Origin of the sequence: Cellulomonas sp. 73-92, assembly GCF_001898175.1 — a bacterium.
GTDB lineage: Bacteria > Actinomycetota > Actinomycetes > Actinomycetales > Cellulomonadaceae > Cellulomonas.
The window spans coordinates 241709-255816 of sequence record NZ_MKTH01000014.1 but is presented as its reverse complement, the minus strand read 5'-3'; the positions used below and the strand labels follow the sequence as shown (position 1 = coordinate 255816).

At 74.9% G+C, this 14108-nt stretch carries 15 protein-coding genes; 2 read left to right on the top strand and 13 right to left on the bottom strand.

Features of this window, described 5'->3' with window-relative positions; translation table 11 throughout:
- Positions 1-51: 51 nt before the first annotated feature.
- Both BGO37_RS11470 and BGO37_RS11465 read left to right on the top strand, forming a co-directional pair.
- Entirely contained in the window at positions 52-525 is a 474-nt protein-coding gene (locus BGO37_RS11470; RefSeq protein WP_291754980.1) for a heme-degrading domain-containing protein, read from the top strand.
- A 107-nt stretch (positions 526-632) separates the two neighbouring features.
- Positions 633-977: an RNA polymerase-binding protein RbpA gene (locus BGO37_RS11465; protein ID WP_291754978.1), complete on the top strand. Its 345-nt coding sequence runs from the start codon at positions 633-635 to the stop codon at positions 975-977.
- Positions 978-980: 3 nt separating this feature from the next.
- Here the strand turns inward: BGO37_RS11465 and BGO37_RS11460 are convergent, their stop codons facing one another.
- The 13 genes from BGO37_RS11460 to BGO37_RS11400 all read right to left on the bottom strand — a co-directional run bounded on the left by BGO37_RS11460 (position 981) and on the right by BGO37_RS11400 (position 14106).
- On the bottom strand, positions 981-1760 hold the full coding sequence (locus BGO37_RS11460) for a polyprenol monophosphomannose synthase (protein ID WP_291754976.1): 780 nt from the start codon (positions 1758-1760) through the stop codon (positions 981-983).
- Entirely contained in the window at positions 1757-3325 is a 1569-nt protein-coding gene (gene lnt / locus BGO37_RS11455) for an apolipoprotein N-acyltransferase (protein ID WP_291754975.1), read from the bottom strand. The genes BGO37_RS11460 and lnt overlap by 4 nt, the downstream gene beginning before the upstream one ends.
- Before the next feature lie 358 nt (positions 3326-3683).
- Positions 3684-5318, bottom strand: coding sequence for an amidohydrolase (locus tag BGO37_RS11450; protein ID WP_291754973.1), 1635 nt, complete (start codon positions 5316-5318; stop codon positions 3684-3686).
- Between the two features lie 60 nt (positions 5319-5378).
- Positions 5379-8195, bottom strand: coding sequence for a DEAD/DEAH box helicase (locus BGO37_RS11445; protein WP_291754971.1), 2817 nt, complete (start codon positions 8193-8195; stop codon positions 5379-5381).
- Positions 8196-8216: 21 nt separating this feature from the next.
- Entirely contained in the window at positions 8217-9128 is a 912-nt protein-coding gene (locus tag BGO37_RS11440) for a diacylglycerol kinase family protein (protein WP_291754969.1), read from the bottom strand.
- Complete coding sequence (gene tatC / locus BGO37_RS11435) at positions 9125-9868, bottom strand: twin-arginine translocase subunit TatC (RefSeq protein WP_291754966.1); 744 nt, start codon at positions 9866-9868, stop codon at positions 9125-9127. Before tatC ends, BGO37_RS11440 begins: the two co-directional genes overlap by 4 nt.
- Positions 9869-9911: 43 nt before the next feature.
- The gene (tatA, locus tag BGO37_RS11430; protein WP_291754963.1) at positions 9912-10127 is read right to left on the bottom strand and encodes a twin-arginine translocase TatA/TatE family subunit; all 216 of its coding nucleotides are present in this window, start codon (positions 10125-10127) and stop codon (positions 9912-9914) included.
- Between the two features lie 57 nt (positions 10128-10184).
- On the bottom strand, positions 10185-10514 hold the full coding sequence (locus BGO37_RS11425) for a hypothetical protein (protein WP_291754961.1): 330 nt from the start codon (positions 10512-10514) through the stop codon (positions 10185-10187).
- A 4-nt stretch (positions 10515-10518) separates the two neighbouring features.
- Positions 10519-11496 carry a YafY family protein gene (locus tag BGO37_RS11420; RefSeq protein ID WP_291754960.1) on the bottom strand — a complete coding sequence of 326 codons (978 nt, stop codon included), beginning with the start codon at positions 11494-11496 and terminating at the stop codon, positions 10519-10521.
- Positions 11489-12511 (bottom strand): YafY family protein, encoded by a 1023-nt coding sequence (locus BGO37_RS11415; protein ID WP_291754958.1) that lies wholly within the window; start codon positions 12509-12511, stop codon positions 11489-11491. Before BGO37_RS11415 ends, BGO37_RS11420 begins: the two co-directional genes overlap by 8 nt.
- A 27-nt stretch (positions 12512-12538) precedes the next feature.
- Complete coding sequence (locus BGO37_RS11410; protein ID WP_291754956.1) at positions 12539-12985, bottom strand: PH domain-containing protein; 447 nt, start codon at positions 12983-12985, stop codon at positions 12539-12541.
- Positions 12982-13830: an ATP phosphoribosyltransferase gene (hisG, locus tag BGO37_RS11405; RefSeq protein ID WP_291754954.1), complete on the bottom strand. Its 849-nt coding sequence runs from the start codon at positions 13828-13830 to the stop codon at positions 12982-12984. Before hisG ends, BGO37_RS11410 begins: the two co-directional genes overlap by 4 nt.
- A 12-nt stretch (positions 13831-13842) precedes the next feature.
- Positions 13843-14106: a phosphoribosyl-ATP diphosphatase gene (locus BGO37_RS11400; protein WP_291755207.1), complete on the bottom strand. Its 264-nt coding sequence runs from the start codon at positions 14104-14106 to the stop codon at positions 13843-13845.
- Positions 14107-14108 lie beyond the last annotated feature (2 nt).

Here is a 14108-nt window from a genome sequence, read left to right as displayed (position 1 = left end):
CTCCGATCCTGCCGGGACCGCGTCCGGCCCGAGCGGTGGCAGGATCGGCCCGTGACCGATGACCTGACCGCCACCATCGCCCGCGTCGAGCAGGAGGAACGGGACCTCGTCCTTCCCGCGTTCTCGTACGACGAGGCCTGGCGCCTCGGCACGCTGCTCTACGCCAAGGCCGTCGAGCGCGGCCTCGGCATCGCCATCGACATCCGGCTCGGCGACCAGGAGGTGTTCCACGCGGCCCGGCCCGGCAGCGCGCCGGACAACGACTCGTGGCTCGAGCGCAAGGGCCGCGTGGTGCGCCGGTTCGGCGCCTCGTCGTACCTCGTCGGGCTGCGGCACGAAGGTCGTGGGACGACTTTCGAGGCCGCGACCCAGCTCCCCCTGCAGGAGTTCGCGGCGCACGGCGGGGCCTTCCCGATCCGGGTCGCCGGCGTCGGGATCGTCGGCGTCGCGGCCGTCTCGGGCCTCAAGGGGTTCGAGGACCACGCGCTCGTCGTCGAGGCGCTGCGCGAGCTCCTCGCCGGCTGACTTCACGAGACATTCACCGCGCGCACGGAACACTGCGGGGCCCTGCCCCGTTGAGGGGTGCGGAAGGTCTTAGGTCCCAACGCCCGGAACGGCACGGAGGCTCCCCCATGGCGAATCGATCCCTGCGTGGCATGCGCATCGGGTCCCACAGCATGGAGACCGAGGACGGCGTCGACTTCGCCCCTCGGCTCCAGGCGTACTACGACTGCCCCAACGGGCACACGATCATCCTGCCGTTCTCGGTCGAGGCCGACGTCCCGGTGGTCTGGGAGTGCCGCTGCGGCGCCGAGGCGATCCTCCGTGACGCGTCGAAGCCCGAGGCGAAGGCGGGCAAGCCGCCGCGCACGCACTGGGACATGCTGCTCGAGCGCCGCACGATCGGCGAGCTCGAGGAGCTGCTCGACGAGCGGCTCGACCTGCTGCGCGCGGGCAAGCTGCGCCGCAGCGCCTGAGGCTCAGGCCTTCGGCAACACCCGACGGAACGCGCCCGCCACCTGGCGGGCGCGTTCTGCTGCGCCCCACCGGGCGACGGACACGAGCGCCTCGCCGATGATGCCGCCGCTCATCTTCGAGACGCCGTGCTCACGCTCGACGAACGTGATGGGCACCTCGACGATGCGCGCGCCCGCCTTGCGGGCCCGCAACGTCATGTCCACCTGGAACCCGTAGCCCTGCGACGAGACGTCGCCGAGGGGCATCACACGCAGCAGGTCGGCGCGGTAGGCCCGGAACCCCGCGGTCGCGTCCTTGATGGACGTGCCGATCGCGATCCGGATGTAGAGGTTGGCGCCCCGGGAGAGGATCTCGCGGTTCAGCGGCCAGTTGACGACGGTGCCGCCCTTGACCCAGCGCGAGCCGATGACCAGGCCGGCCTCGTCGGACCGGGCCAGCAGCCGCGGCAGGTCCTGGGCGCGGTGCGAGCCGTCCGCGTCCATCTCGACGATGACGTCGTAGTCCCGCTCGAGCGCCCAGGCGAAGCCGGCGAGGTACGCCGGGCCGAGGCCCTCCTTCTTGGTGCGGCGCAGCACGTGGATCGCGGTCCGGCCGCGAGCGGGCACGTCTGCCTCGGACAGCTTCTCGGCGAGGTCCGCGGTGCCGTCCGGCGAGCCGTCGTCGACGACGAGGACGTCCGCGTCGGGCACGTGCTCGGCAAGGCGCTCCAGCGCCCCCGGGAGGCTCTCGCGCTCGTTGTAGGTGGGCACGACGACGAGGACTCGTCGGGCGGCGGAGCTCATGCGGCAATCTCGTTCCGGTCGGAGCGGCGGACGCGGGCCGCGCCGGCGGCGCCGGTGACGACCACGGACACCGCGAGTGCGTCGATGATCCACGCGGGCCACCGCCCCAGCCGGTCCGACAGGGTCCACGACTCGCGCAGAGGCAGCGTAGCGACCATCTGCGCCGGGGTGAAAAGCGCGGTGTGCTGCAGCACGGCGCCGTTGGGCGCGATGACGGCGCTGACGCCGACGGTCGAGATCTGGACCGTGGCGCGGCCGTGCTCGATGGCGCGCAGCCGGCTCATCGCCAGCTGCTGCGTGGACTCCGCGGTGTACCCGAAGCTCGCGTTGTTGGTCTGGACGACGAGCACCTCCCCGCCGCTCGTCACGGCGGTGCGCACCAGGTCGTCGTAGGCGACCTCGAAGCAGATGACGTCGCCGATCCCGACGGTGCGGCCGAGCCGCGGCGAGGCGAGCGGCACGTAGCCGGGCTTGTGCCCGGGCAGCATGTCACGCGTCACCTTGTCGACGTCCGACGAGAAGAGCCGGACGAAGCCGCGCATCGGGATGTACTCGCCGAAGGCCGCCGGCCGCTGCTTGGTGTAGCTGGCGACGACGCCCTTGCCGGACTCCCACAGCACCGAGGTGTTGTACCGGCCACCGCTGTCCGGGTACTGCACGGTGCCGACGAGCATCGGCGCGCCGACGGCTCGGGCGGCGTCGTCGATCGTCGCGGCCGCCTGCTGGTCGACCTGCGGGTCGATGTCGGTGCCGTTCTCCGGCCACAGGACGAGGTCGAGCGCACCGGGCGCCACCTGCTTGAGCAGGTCCTTCGTGCCCTGGGCGTGGTTGTCGAGCACCTGGCGCGGCACGTTCCCGAAGGCGTCGACCCCCTGGCCGGGCACGTTCCCCTGGACCGCACCGACCTTCAGCTCCCCGTCCTGGGCCTGCGTGGGCAGGGGCACGACGAGCCCGACGGCGAGCAGCGCGACGCCGCCCGCGAGCCACCCGAACGTGCCGACGATGGTGCCGCGCCGCACGGCGAGCACCGAACGGGCGAGCATCGCGCCGACGCCGGCGACCGCCGCCGACACCAGCGGCGTGCCCGCGATCGACATGAGGGCCGCCATTGGCGCGTCGGCCTGGGAGAACGCCAGCCGGCCCCAGGGGAAGCCGCCGAACGGCCACACCTGGCGCAGCTCCTCCGTGCCGACCCAGAGGACGGCGAAGACGACGACCTGGAGCGCGGCGCTGCGCCACACGGCCTCGCCGCGCCGGGCCCACGTCCAGGCGGCGGCGAACAGGGCGACGAAGCCGGCCTCGACCACGCTCAGCGCGAGCCACGGGATCCAGCCGACCGCCGAGTCCGCCCATGTGATGAGGGGCGCGAAGAACGCCACGCCCCAGACCAGCCCGACGAGGGCGTTCCACCGCGCGCGGTCGCGGCGCAGCGCGAGGAACAGCAGGGCGGTGCCGACGTAGGCGAGCGGCCACCAGCCCGCATCCGGGAACGCGAACCGCGTCGCCACTCCCCCGGTGACCGCCAGGACGAGCGTGATCAGGCGGTTCGGTTCGGGGCGCGGCACCGCGAAAGCGTACGGCAGCGGCATGTGCGCTCATGCCCGACCGACCGGCCCGTATGCCCTTCGTACCGGCCGCTGGTGCGGCTGTTCTCTGTTGGACACACGGGCCCGGTCGGGCTCGCCCCCTGGGTGTCTCGGTCCGCTCCCCTGTCTCGGTCGCGGACGTGACCGGGTCGACGCGCCGTGTCAGAACGTACCCGTCCGGCGGCGCGGCAACAAGCGGCCGGGACCGGGGCCCTGCTCGTATCTGCGCAGGTCAGAGGCCGGAACCTGTGGCTCGGCTGAGCCGGGATCGTCGGCGTGTCGCCCGGCGTGTCGCGCCCGCCGGCCGGATCGGGCCCCGACTCGGGCCCGTTCCGGGTCAGTCCAGCGCGTCGAAGATCGTCACGCCGTCACGCACCGTGCGCAGGCACACCGGCGGCTCCGCGTCGGGCGCGAGGTCGGGCAGCAGTGGCGTGCCGGCCCGCGCCTCGGGGCTCCACGTCGACAGGCGCCCCTGACCCGGCTCGACCGTCAGCACGGGCGCCCGCCACACCGCGAGGTGGGCCGGTGCGCCGATGCGCAGCTCCCCGGCCCCGGAGCCGTCGAGGCCGGCCAGCCGCCAGCCGCCGCGCGTCGCGGCGCGGAACGCCGCCCGCCCCGAGATCCGCTGGTCGGCGGCCGTGTGGCGCACGGCCGCGCGGACGCCCGCCCACGGGTCGACGGGCGTGACCGGAGCGTCGCTCCCGAAGGCGAGCGGCACGCCGGCGGCGGTGAGGTCGGCCAGCGGGTTGAGGAGGACCGCCCGGCCGGCGCCGAGCCGGGCGGCGTAGAGCTGGTCCGGGCCGCCCCAGGTCGCGTCGAAGGCCGGCTGGGCGCTGACCCGGGCGCCGAGGAGCACGAGCTGGGCCAGCGTCATGGCGTCGATCATCTCGGCGTGCTCGACGCGGTGGCCGGCGCCCGCCACGCGCGCCATGCCCTCCACGTCCGCGGCAGCCTTGAGGCCGAGGAGCAGCTCGTCCATCGCCCGGTCGCCGATGACGTGGAACCCGGCGTGCACGCCGGCACGGGTCACGGCGGCGACGTGGTTCGCGATCTGCTCCGCCGTCAGGTACAGCACGCCGGACTCCCCGGCGGCGTCGGCGTAGGGCGCCCGCAGGGCCGCGGTGCGGGACCCGAGGGAGCCGTCGACGTTGAGGTCCCCGCCGATGCCGGTCAGCCCGGGGATCGCCGCGAGCAGTGCGTGGGCGTCGTCGACCGTCACGCACCTCTCGGCCCGGTAGCCCACGACGAGCGGCAGCCCCGACTGCGCCGTGGCCGTCGTCTCGAGCAGCTCGATCAGGCCCGCCCGGGTGTCGACGAACGGCGCCGACATCTCGTGGACGGACACGATGCCCCGTGCGGCCGCGTGGGCGAGGGCGGAGCGGTACAGGGCGGTGCGCCGATCGGGCGCGAGGCGGAGGGCCTCGTCGCGCGCGACGTGGTGAGCGTCTCCGGTCACCCAGCCGTCGTCGTGCCAGCCGGTGAGGCGCCGCAGCCCCGCCCGCTCCGCGAACGTGCCCGTCACCAGGGCGGAGTGGACGTCGACCCGGGCGAGGTAGGCCGGGGCGCCGCCGGCGGCGGCGTCGAGCTCCGCCAGCGAGGGGCGGCGGCCCTCGGGCCACGCGTGCTCATCCCAGCCGAAGCCGAGCAGAGGCGCATCGCCGGCGGCTCGCGCCTCGGCCGCGCGGTGGATCGCGTCGAGCGCGTCGGCCAGGCTGTGCACCCCGCCGGCGGCCGAGAGATCGAGGCCGTCGAGGGCGAGCGCCGTCTCCAGGACGTGCACGTGCGCGTCGACGAAGGCCGGCGTGACCAGGGCGCCGTCGAGGTCGACCACCACGTCGGCCCGGGCGGCGAAGCCGGACGCCGAGTCCTCGGAGCCGACCCAGGCCACCGTGCCGTCGTCGACGAGGATCGCCTCGGCGAACGGGTCGGCGGGCGTGTGGACCACGCCGTTGCGGTACAGGGTGCTGGTCACGGCTGCACACTAGGGCACCGGCCGTCGCGCGCGGCGCCGCCGGTAGGCCCTGCTCGGCCGCTAGACCGACGAGTACGCCACCACCCCGCGGCGCAGGGCCTCGACCGCTCGGGCCGCCGTCGCCCGCAGCGCGGGCCGGGGCGCCGCCTGCGCCACCTGGTCCAGCACGTCGATCACCTGCTTGCACCACCGGACGAAGTCCCCCGCGGCGAGCTCCCCGCCGCGCAGGACGGTGTCGAGCCCCCGCCCCGACGCCCACCGGTGGATCGCCTCGGCGATGCCGGCGTCGAGGGGCTGGACGGTCGCCAGCTCGTTGGTCTTCTCGAGGTCGTCGAGCTCGCCCCAGGTGCGTGCCGTCGCCTCCAGCGCGCGCCCCAGCCGTCCGCCGGGTCCGCCGGGGATGCGGGGCTCGGAGCCGTCGGCCCGCGAGCGGTAGACGAGCACGGAGACCGCGGCGGCCAGCTGGGCGGCGTCGAGCTCGTCCCAGACGCCGCGGCGCAGGCACTCGGCCAGCAGCAGGTCGTTCTCGGCGTACAGGCGGCGCAGCCAGTGACCGTCCGCAGTGACCTGCAGGCCGTCACCGGAACGTCTGGCGTACCCGAGCCGGACCAGGACGTCGCAGATCCGGTCGAAGACGACGGCGATCGAGCCCGTCCGTCCCGCGATGCGCTGCACCAGGGCGTCGTGCTCGTTCTCCAGGCGCCACCACCGCTCGGCCCACCGGGCGTGCTCCTCCCGGTCCGGGCACGCGTGGCAGGGGTGGGCGCGCATCCTGCGCCGCAGCGCGGCGATCTCGTCGTCGTGGGTAGCGGTGGTCGCCGACCGGCGGCGCCGCTCGCCGCGCTCGTCGGGCGCCAGGGCGTCGACAGCGGCGCGCAACCGGGCGGCCAGGTCGCGACGGTCGGCCGGGACCCGGGCGTTGAAGCCGCGGGCCAGGCGCACGTGCGCCACGGTCGTGACGCCCGCGCCGACGTCGGCGGCCGTCAGCCGCCGGACCGTACGGTCGGCCCCCAGCACGGCGGGCCTCGGCCCGTCGAAGCCACCTGGCTGGCCCGCGTCGACGACGACGGCGTAGCCGCTGCGCCGGCCGGTGGGCACGCGGACGACGTCGCCAGGTGCGAGCTTCTCCAGCGAGCGGACCGCCTCCGCGCGCCGGTCGCTCGCCCGGCCGCGCGCGTCGGCCTTCTCGAGGTCGCCGATCTCACGGCGGAGCCGGAAGTACTCCGCGAAGTCGCCGCGCTCGCACGTCATCGACTGGGCGTACCCGGCCAGCGCCTCGGCCTGCGACTGGGCCTGGCGGGCCAGGCCGACGACGCCGCGGTCGGCCTGGAACTGGGCGAACGAGGTCTCGAGCACCTCGCGAGCCGATTCCCGGCCCAGCTGCTCGACGAGGTTGACGGCCATGTTGTAGGTGGGCCGGAAGCTCGAGCGCAGCGGGTACAGCCGGCGGGAGGCGAGCCCGACCAGGTGGTGCGGGTCGAGCGCCGGGTGGTCGACGACGACCGCGTGGCCCTCCGTGTCGATGCCGCGCCGCCCGGCGCGGCCCGTGAGCTGCGTGTACTCCCCCGGCGTGATGTCGACGTGCTGGCTGCCGTCCCACTTGACGAGCCGCTCCAGCACGACCGAGCGCGCCGGCATGTTGATGCCCAGGGCGAGCGTCTCCGTGGCGAAGACGACCTTGACCAGGCCGCGGCTGAACAGCTCCTCCACCGTCTCCTTGAACAGCGGGAGGAGGCCCGCGTGGTGCGCGGCCAGGCCGCGTTGCAGGGCGTCGACGAACCCCCAGTAGCCGAGGACGTCGAGGTCCTCGGGCGGGACGGGAGCGATCCTCTCCTCGGCGACGCGCCGGATCTCGGCCGACTCCGCGGGCGTGGTCAGGCGCACGCCGGCGGCCAGGCACTGCTGCACCGCGGCGTCGCACCCGGCGCGGGAGAAGATGAAGACGATCGCGGGCAGCAGCCCCTCGTCGGCCAGCAGGTCGACCACGGCGAACCGGGGTGTCGGCCTGCCCGGCCGGTGCGGGCCGGACGGACGCCGCCCGCCCGGACCCCGGAACCCCCGGTCCCCCGGCCCGTGACCGGCCGGCTCGACGCGGTGCCGTCGCCGCGCGAGGAGCGGGTTGAGCGGCGGGTCGATCCCCGGGGCGGTCGGGTCGACCGTGCCGGCGTACAGGTCGAGCAGCTCGCCGTCGGCCAGCACGTGCTGGCCGAGTGGCACCGGCCGGACCTCGTCGACCACCACCGCCGTGTCGCCGCGCACGGTGGTCAGCCACTCGCCGAACTCCTCGGCGTTGCTCACCGTCGCGGACAGCGAGACCAGCTGGACGGAGGCCGGCAGGTGGATGATCACCTCCTCCCACACCGGGCCGCGGAACCGGTCGGCCAGGTAGTGGACCTCGTCCATGACGACGAACCCGAGGCCGGCCAGCGTCGCCGAGCCGGCGTACAGCATGTTGCGCAGCACCTCGGTCGTCATGACGACGACGTCGGCCTCCCCGTTGACCGTGACGTCGCCGGTCAGCAGGCCGACGCGCTCGGGGCCGTAGCGGCGCACGAGGTCGCCGTACTTCTGGTTCGAGAGGGCCTTGATGGGCGTCGTGTAGAAGGCCTTCCGGCCGGTCGCCAGGGCCAGGTGGACGGCGAACTCACCGACCACCGTCTTGCCGGCGCCGGTGGGCGCCGCGACGAGGACGCCCTGGCCGCGCTCGACCGCCTCGCAGGCGTCGACCTGGAACGGGTCGAGCTGGAAGCCGAGGGTGCCCGCGAACCGGGCGAGCTGCGTGCCGGGGCCCGCCGTGCCGCGGCGGAACGCGGCGTACCGCTCCGCGGGCGTCGGCTCGTCGGGCAGCGGTCGACGGCGCGGGGAGGGACGGGCCACGGTCCCACCCTAGGCAGGGCGTCAGTGCAGCACGTCGAGCGCGCCGGGGACCACCTCGAGGCGCAGCGGCAGCGGGCCGATCCGCTCCCCGTCGGCGAACGCGACGGGCGGGTGCGCCCCGAGCGCCGCGACCGGCTCGATCGTCACCGCGCGGCTGCGGAAGACCTGGACGGCCGGATGCCCGACGTGCGCCCCCGAGTAGACCTTGGGGAAGATCGCCAGGATGCCGTGCCTGGTCAACGGCCCGGCCACGACGACGTCGAGCAGCCCGTCCTCGGGATCGGCGTCGGGCGCGATCTTCAGCCCACCCCCGAACCAGGGGATGTTCGCGATCGCGACGAGCGAGCCGGCGGACTCCCAGACGTCGTCGTCCATCCGGACGCGGTACCCGTAGGGACGGAAGCGCGGCAGCTCGGCGGCCACCCCGCGCAGGTACTTGAGGTGGCCGGACGGCCAGCGGTAGGCGTTCGCCGTGGCGTTGACCGCCGCGTCGATGCCGCACGAGAGCACCCCGAGGAACCACTCGTAGGCGGCGGCGTCGGGTCGTCCGACGCGCACGGCGTCCAGCGACCGCGGACGGGTCGCCAGCGCGGCGACGATGTCCGCCACGGCGCGGTCGACGTGGCTCGGGACGCGCAGCGCGCGGGCGATGTCGTTGCCGGTGCCCGCCGGCACGATCCCCAGCGGCAGGTGCGTGCCGGCGACGACGTTGACCCCGAGGTGCACCGCGCCGTCGCCGCCGACGACGACGAGCCCGGCGAGCCCCGCCGTGGCCACGGCGCGCGCCCGGTCGGTCGCCTGCGCCAGCGTCGGCGCGGAGTAGTCCACGACGGTGTGCCCGGCGGCCTGCAGCAGCTCGTGGACCCGCCTCCCGGTGGCCAGCACGTCGCGCGCGCCGGCGGCGCCGTTGACGATCACCCCGACGGCGCTCACGCGGCGACCTCCTCGGCGCGGCGCCGCTCGACGCGGCGATCGTGGACGACGCAGATCCACAGCGCGCCGAAGTAGAGCCCGCACATGGGGATCGCCACAAAGAGCATCGTGATGGCGTCGGGCGTCGGCGTCGCCACGGCGGCGAACACGAAGATGACGACCACCGCCCAGCGCCAGCTGCGGATCCACACCCGGGAGCGCGCCACCCCGACCAGGTCGAGCGCCACCATGATCACCGGCAGCAGGAAGGCGACGCCGAAGGCGAGCACCAGCCGCATGACGAACGACAGGTAGGTCGGGGCGTCGATGAGGTTCATCGCCCCGGCGGGCGTGAACGACGTGAGGATCGCCACCGCGTGCGGCAGCATCCACCACGCGAACCACGCGCCGACGGCGAACAGCGGCACGGCCGTGCCGAGGAAGCCCACCACGTAGCGTCGCTCACGCCGCGTCAGCCCGGGCGTCACGAAGGCCCACACCTGGTAGATCCACCACGGGCTGGTCAGCAGCACCGCGAGGAAGATCGAGACCTGCACCTGCATGTCGAGCGACGCCGCGAGCCCGCTGAAGTTGATGGCGACCAGGTCACCGCGCGCCGCGGCGGCGGCGTGCAGCGGCTTGATGAGCGCCTCGAACACCGGCGTGTAGACCAGCCAGCCGGCCACCATGCCGACGACGAGGCCGATGGCGATGCGGAAGAGCCGCTTGCGGAGCTCCCGCAGGTGAGCGACCAGGGGCATCCGCGCGGCATCCGGGGCCGGCGGGTGGTGGCCCGCCACGGGCTCAGGCCTTGGGAGCGGAGCCGTCGCCCGGCTCGTCCTTCGGGGTGTCCTTGTCGGCGGGCTTGGAGTCGTCGGACAGGCCCTTGACCTCGTTCCTGAAGATCTTCAGCGACTGGCCGAGGGCCTTCGCGACGCCGGGGAGCCGGCTCGCCCCGAAGACGAGCACGACGACGACGAGGATCAGGATGATCTCCGGCGCGCCCAGGTCTCTGAACATCACGCACTCCGCCTTCGCTCGGGTGTCTCGAGTCTATGGCCAGGCCGGACGAAGCCCTCAGCACCAATGCTCCGGCCAGCGGGCCATGACCCGCCGCAGGCGTGCGTGCCGCTCGTCGAGCACCCGGTCCCGCGCCTGGCGCGCCGACTCGAGGTCCGCGCGCAGCTCCGCCCGGTCGCGGAGCAGGGCCACGGGCGGGACCGGGTGGCGCGCCGCCGCCTCGTCGGCCAGCGTGTCGGCGTCCTGCGTGATCCGCGCCGAGGCCTCGGCCGCCCGTGCCGCCGCACGTGCCAGGGCCTTGCCCCGCCGCCACAGGTCGCGACCCAGGAGGAACCCGCCGACGAGCGCGGCGGCGACGAGCACCGGCCAGACGATCACCCACGGCACGGCCTCAGCCCCCCTCTCCGGGCGGGAGCAGCGGCGCGTAGGCGGCCAGCGCGCGGCGGGCGAAGGCGGCGGCGTCGTGCGCCACCTGGGCGGGCCGGACGTCGATGACCGTGTGGGCGGCCTGCAGCAGCAGGTGCCGCAGCCAGGCCGGCTGGACCACCCGCAGGTCGACCTCGAAGGAGCCGTCCGGCAGGTCGCGCACCGCCTCGGCCGGCGTCGTCTCGACGATCCAGCGCCCCTGGCTGGCCAGGTGCAGGGTGACGGGCTCCCCGCCGTCCGGGGTGAACACCTCGGCGCGCTCCGGCAGCGGGTGCTCCTCGGCCGGGGCGTCGAGCACCTCGGCGGCGACCACGCGGTCCACCCGGAACAGCCGCTCGCCCTGGGAGGCGCGGCACCAGGCGAGCAGGTAGCGGCGCTCGTCGTCGGTGACGAGCCGCACCGGGTCGACCTCGCGCTCGCTCGTGCGGTCGCCGGCGTCGACGTACCGGATGCGCAGCCGGCGGCCGCGCGCGAGGGCGTCGCCGATCGCGGCCGCCACCTGGGGCGTGGCGGCGGCGGGCAGCTGCACGTCGACCGCGGCGGCGGCGTCGCCGGCCGCGGCCGTCACCTTCTCCAGGGCCGAGCGCAGCGCGGCGGCGCGCTCGTCGTCCAGTGCCGGTCCCAGGGACGAGGCCATCGACCGCAGCGCGGCGACCAGCGCGACCGCCTCGCGGCCGCCGAGCCGCAGCGGGCGGGTCAGGCCGCGGGCCTCGACGAGGGTGACGACGCCGCGCTCGTACGCGGTGGCGTCGAAGTCGATGAGGTCGTACGGCAGGTAGCCGGGCGTCCCGGTCACCCAGAGGGTGTCGATGTCGGCGATTGCCTGGTCCGGCGTGACCCCGAACTGCGCGGCGAGGTCGTCGACGGCCACGTCGTCGTGCGCGTCGAGGTAGGCGACCATGCCGAGCATCCGCAGCAGCCGGTCCGGGGCGCGCTCAGGCACGGGGCACCTCCGCAGGGATGTCGAGCCTGGAGGCGGTGCGCAGGAGGTCGAGCGCGGCGTCGCGCACGCCGGCGGGCGCCAGCACGACGACGGCGGAGCCGTAGCCGACGACCTCCTCGGCCAGCTCCCACGTGGAGCGGTACCGGACGTGCACCAGGTCGCGGTCGGCGAGCACCTCGCGCGCACCCGGCACCGCGTCGGGGTCGAAGGCCTCGTCGTCCACCGCCCTGGCACGCAGGGCGGCGGCTCGGTCCGGCAGCACGGCCAGGGCGGCGGTGCGCTCGGGGCCCTGCGTCCAGGCCGCGAGGGCGTCCGCCAGCTGCGCGTCCGTGGGCGGCTCGAAGGCCCCCGGAGCGCCCACCGGCCGAACCCGGCCCTGGATGCGGCCCAGCCGGAAGGACCGCGACGCGCCACGGTCGCGGTCCAGGCCGACGAGCACCCAGCCGCCCCGGCGCGCGAGCAGCCGCCACGGTTCCACGGTGCGCTCACGGACCTCGCCCGACGAGGCCGCCCGGTAGGTGAACCGCACCGCGCGCCGCTCCTGGACGGCCTCGACGAGCGGCCCGAACGCGGAGCCGTCGGCGCGCACCCGCGGTGCCAGGCCGGCGAGCAGGTCGGTCGCGGACGGCCCCTCCCCCACGGCGCGCAGCTTCGTCAGCGCCCGCGTCGTGTCGGCGCGCAGCGTCGCGTCCTGCCACACCTGGACCGCCACCGACAGCACGCCCAGCTCCGCTGGGGTCAGCTGGACGGGAGGCAGCGCGTAGGCGTCGACGTCGATCCGGTAGCCGACGTCGTCGCCGTGGCGGGCATCGGTGACCGTCAGCACCGGCACGCCGAGCTCGCGCAGCGTGTCCTTGTCACGCTCGAACATTCGTTCGAAGGCCTCGTCGGACACCGCGTCCTGGTATCCGGCCACGGACGAGCGCACCTGCTGCTTCGTCATGCGGCCCGAGGTGTTGACCAGGGCGATGACGAGGTCGAGCAGGCGCTCGGCGGGATCGATCGAGGGGGCCATCGCGCCCAGCGTAGGGGTCCGCACGCCCTAGTCGTCGTGGCCGGTGGCGGTGTGGCGTGCGACGAGGGTCGCCAGGCGACGTGCCTCCTGCCGGGCGGCGGCGCCGTCGGCCCGCTGGATCGCCATGACCGCGAGGGTGTCGCCATCCGCCAGGTCCAGCTGCACCCACGGCCGTCCCTCGCCGAACCGCACGTCGACGATCTGCGCCCAGGCCAGGCGCCGGCGCACGACGAGGTTGCGCACCGTCAGCCCGGCCTCGTCGGGCCGCGCGACGACCGCGGCCTCCCGCCAGCAGAACCAGGCCACTGCGAGCCCGACGAGGCCGATGCCGACCCGGTCGCCCCACGGCACGTCGGTGAGAGCGCCGACGAGCAGCGCGGTCAGGACGAGCACCGCCCCGCCGATGACGAGGTTCACCACGCGGGCGAACCGCGGCCGGAACGGCCGGTCGTCGGCCCCCGGCGGTGGGGTCACAGGCGGCAGGCGTGGATGGAGGTGACGATGATCGCCCGCGCGCCGGCCTCGTAGAGCTCGTCCATCACCCGGTTGGTCTGCGCCCGCGGGACCATCGCCCGCACGGCGCACCACTGCTTGTCGTGCAGCGGCGAGACCGTCGGGGACTCCAGGCCGGGCGTGATGCGGACCGCGCGATCCACGGCCGAGATCGGCACGTCGTAGTCCATCAGCACGTACTCGTGGGCCGTGATGACGCCCTGGATGCGGCGCGTCAGCACGTCCAGCCCGGCCGGGGCGTCGGCGTCGGCGCGGCGGACCAGCACGGCCTCGGACCGCAGGATCGGGTCGCCGAACACCTCGAGGCCGGCGGCGCGCAGGGTCGAGCCGGTCTCGACGACGTCGGCGATGACGTCGGCGACCCCCAGCCGGATGGCCGACTCGACCGCCCCGTCGAGCCGCACGATCGCGCTCGCCGCCACGCCCCGCTCCACCAGGTAGCGCTCGACGAGGACGGGGTAGCTCGTCGCCACGCGCAGGCCGGCGACCTCCAGCACGTCGTGCAGGCGCCCGGCGGCGGAGGCGAACCGGAACGTCGAGCGCGCGAACCCCAGCGGCAGGTGCTCGGTGGCCGACGAGCCCGAGTCGATGAGCAGGTCGCGGCCCGTGATGCCGACGTCGACGGTGCCCTGGCCCACGTAGACCGCGACGTCGCGCGGCCGCAGGAAGAAGAACTCGGCGTCGTTGTCGGGGTCCGGGAGCACCAGCTCCCGCGGGTCGCGCCGCTGGCGGTAGCCCGCCTCGCGCAGCAGGTCGACGGCGGGCTCGGACAGGGAGCCCTTGTTGGGGACGGCGATCCTCAGCACTGGGTCCTCGACTCAGAGGTAGCGGTACACGTCCTGCAGCGACAGGCCGCGCGCGATCATGAGCACCTGCAGGTGGTAGAGCAACTGGCTGATCTCCTCCGCCGTGCGCTCGTCGCCCTCGTGCTCGGCCGCCATCCACACCTCGGCGGCCTCCTCGACGACCTTCTTGCCGATGGCGTGGACGCCGGCGTCGAGCTCGTCAACGGTGCGCGACCCGGCGGGGCGCTCGACCGCCTTGCGCTCCAGCTCCGCGAACAGGCCCTCGAAGGTCTTCACGT

What these genes read in the sequence shown, in the direction of transcription:
- BGO37_RS11465 (WP_291754978.1), top strand. Translation starts at nt 633, where the DNA reads ATGGCGAATCGATCCCTGCGTGGCATGCGCATCGGGTCCCACAGCATG.
- BGO37_RS11460 (WP_291754976.1), bottom strand. Translation starts at nt 1,760, where the DNA reads ATGAGCTCCGCCGCCCGACGAGTCCTCGTCGTCGTGCCCACCTACAAC.
- tatC (WP_291754966.1), bottom strand. Translation starts at nt 9,868, where the DNA reads ATGCCCCTGGTCGCTCACCTGCGGGAGCTCCGCAAGCGGCTCTTCCGC.
- tatA (WP_291754963.1), bottom strand. Translation starts at nt 10,127, where the DNA reads ATGTTCAGAGACCTGGGCGCGCCGGAGATCATCCTGATCCTCGTCGTC.
- BGO37_RS11415 (WP_291754958.1), bottom strand. Translation starts at nt 12,511, where the DNA reads ATGGCCCCCTCGATCGATCCCGCCGAGCGCCTGCTCGACCTCGTCATC.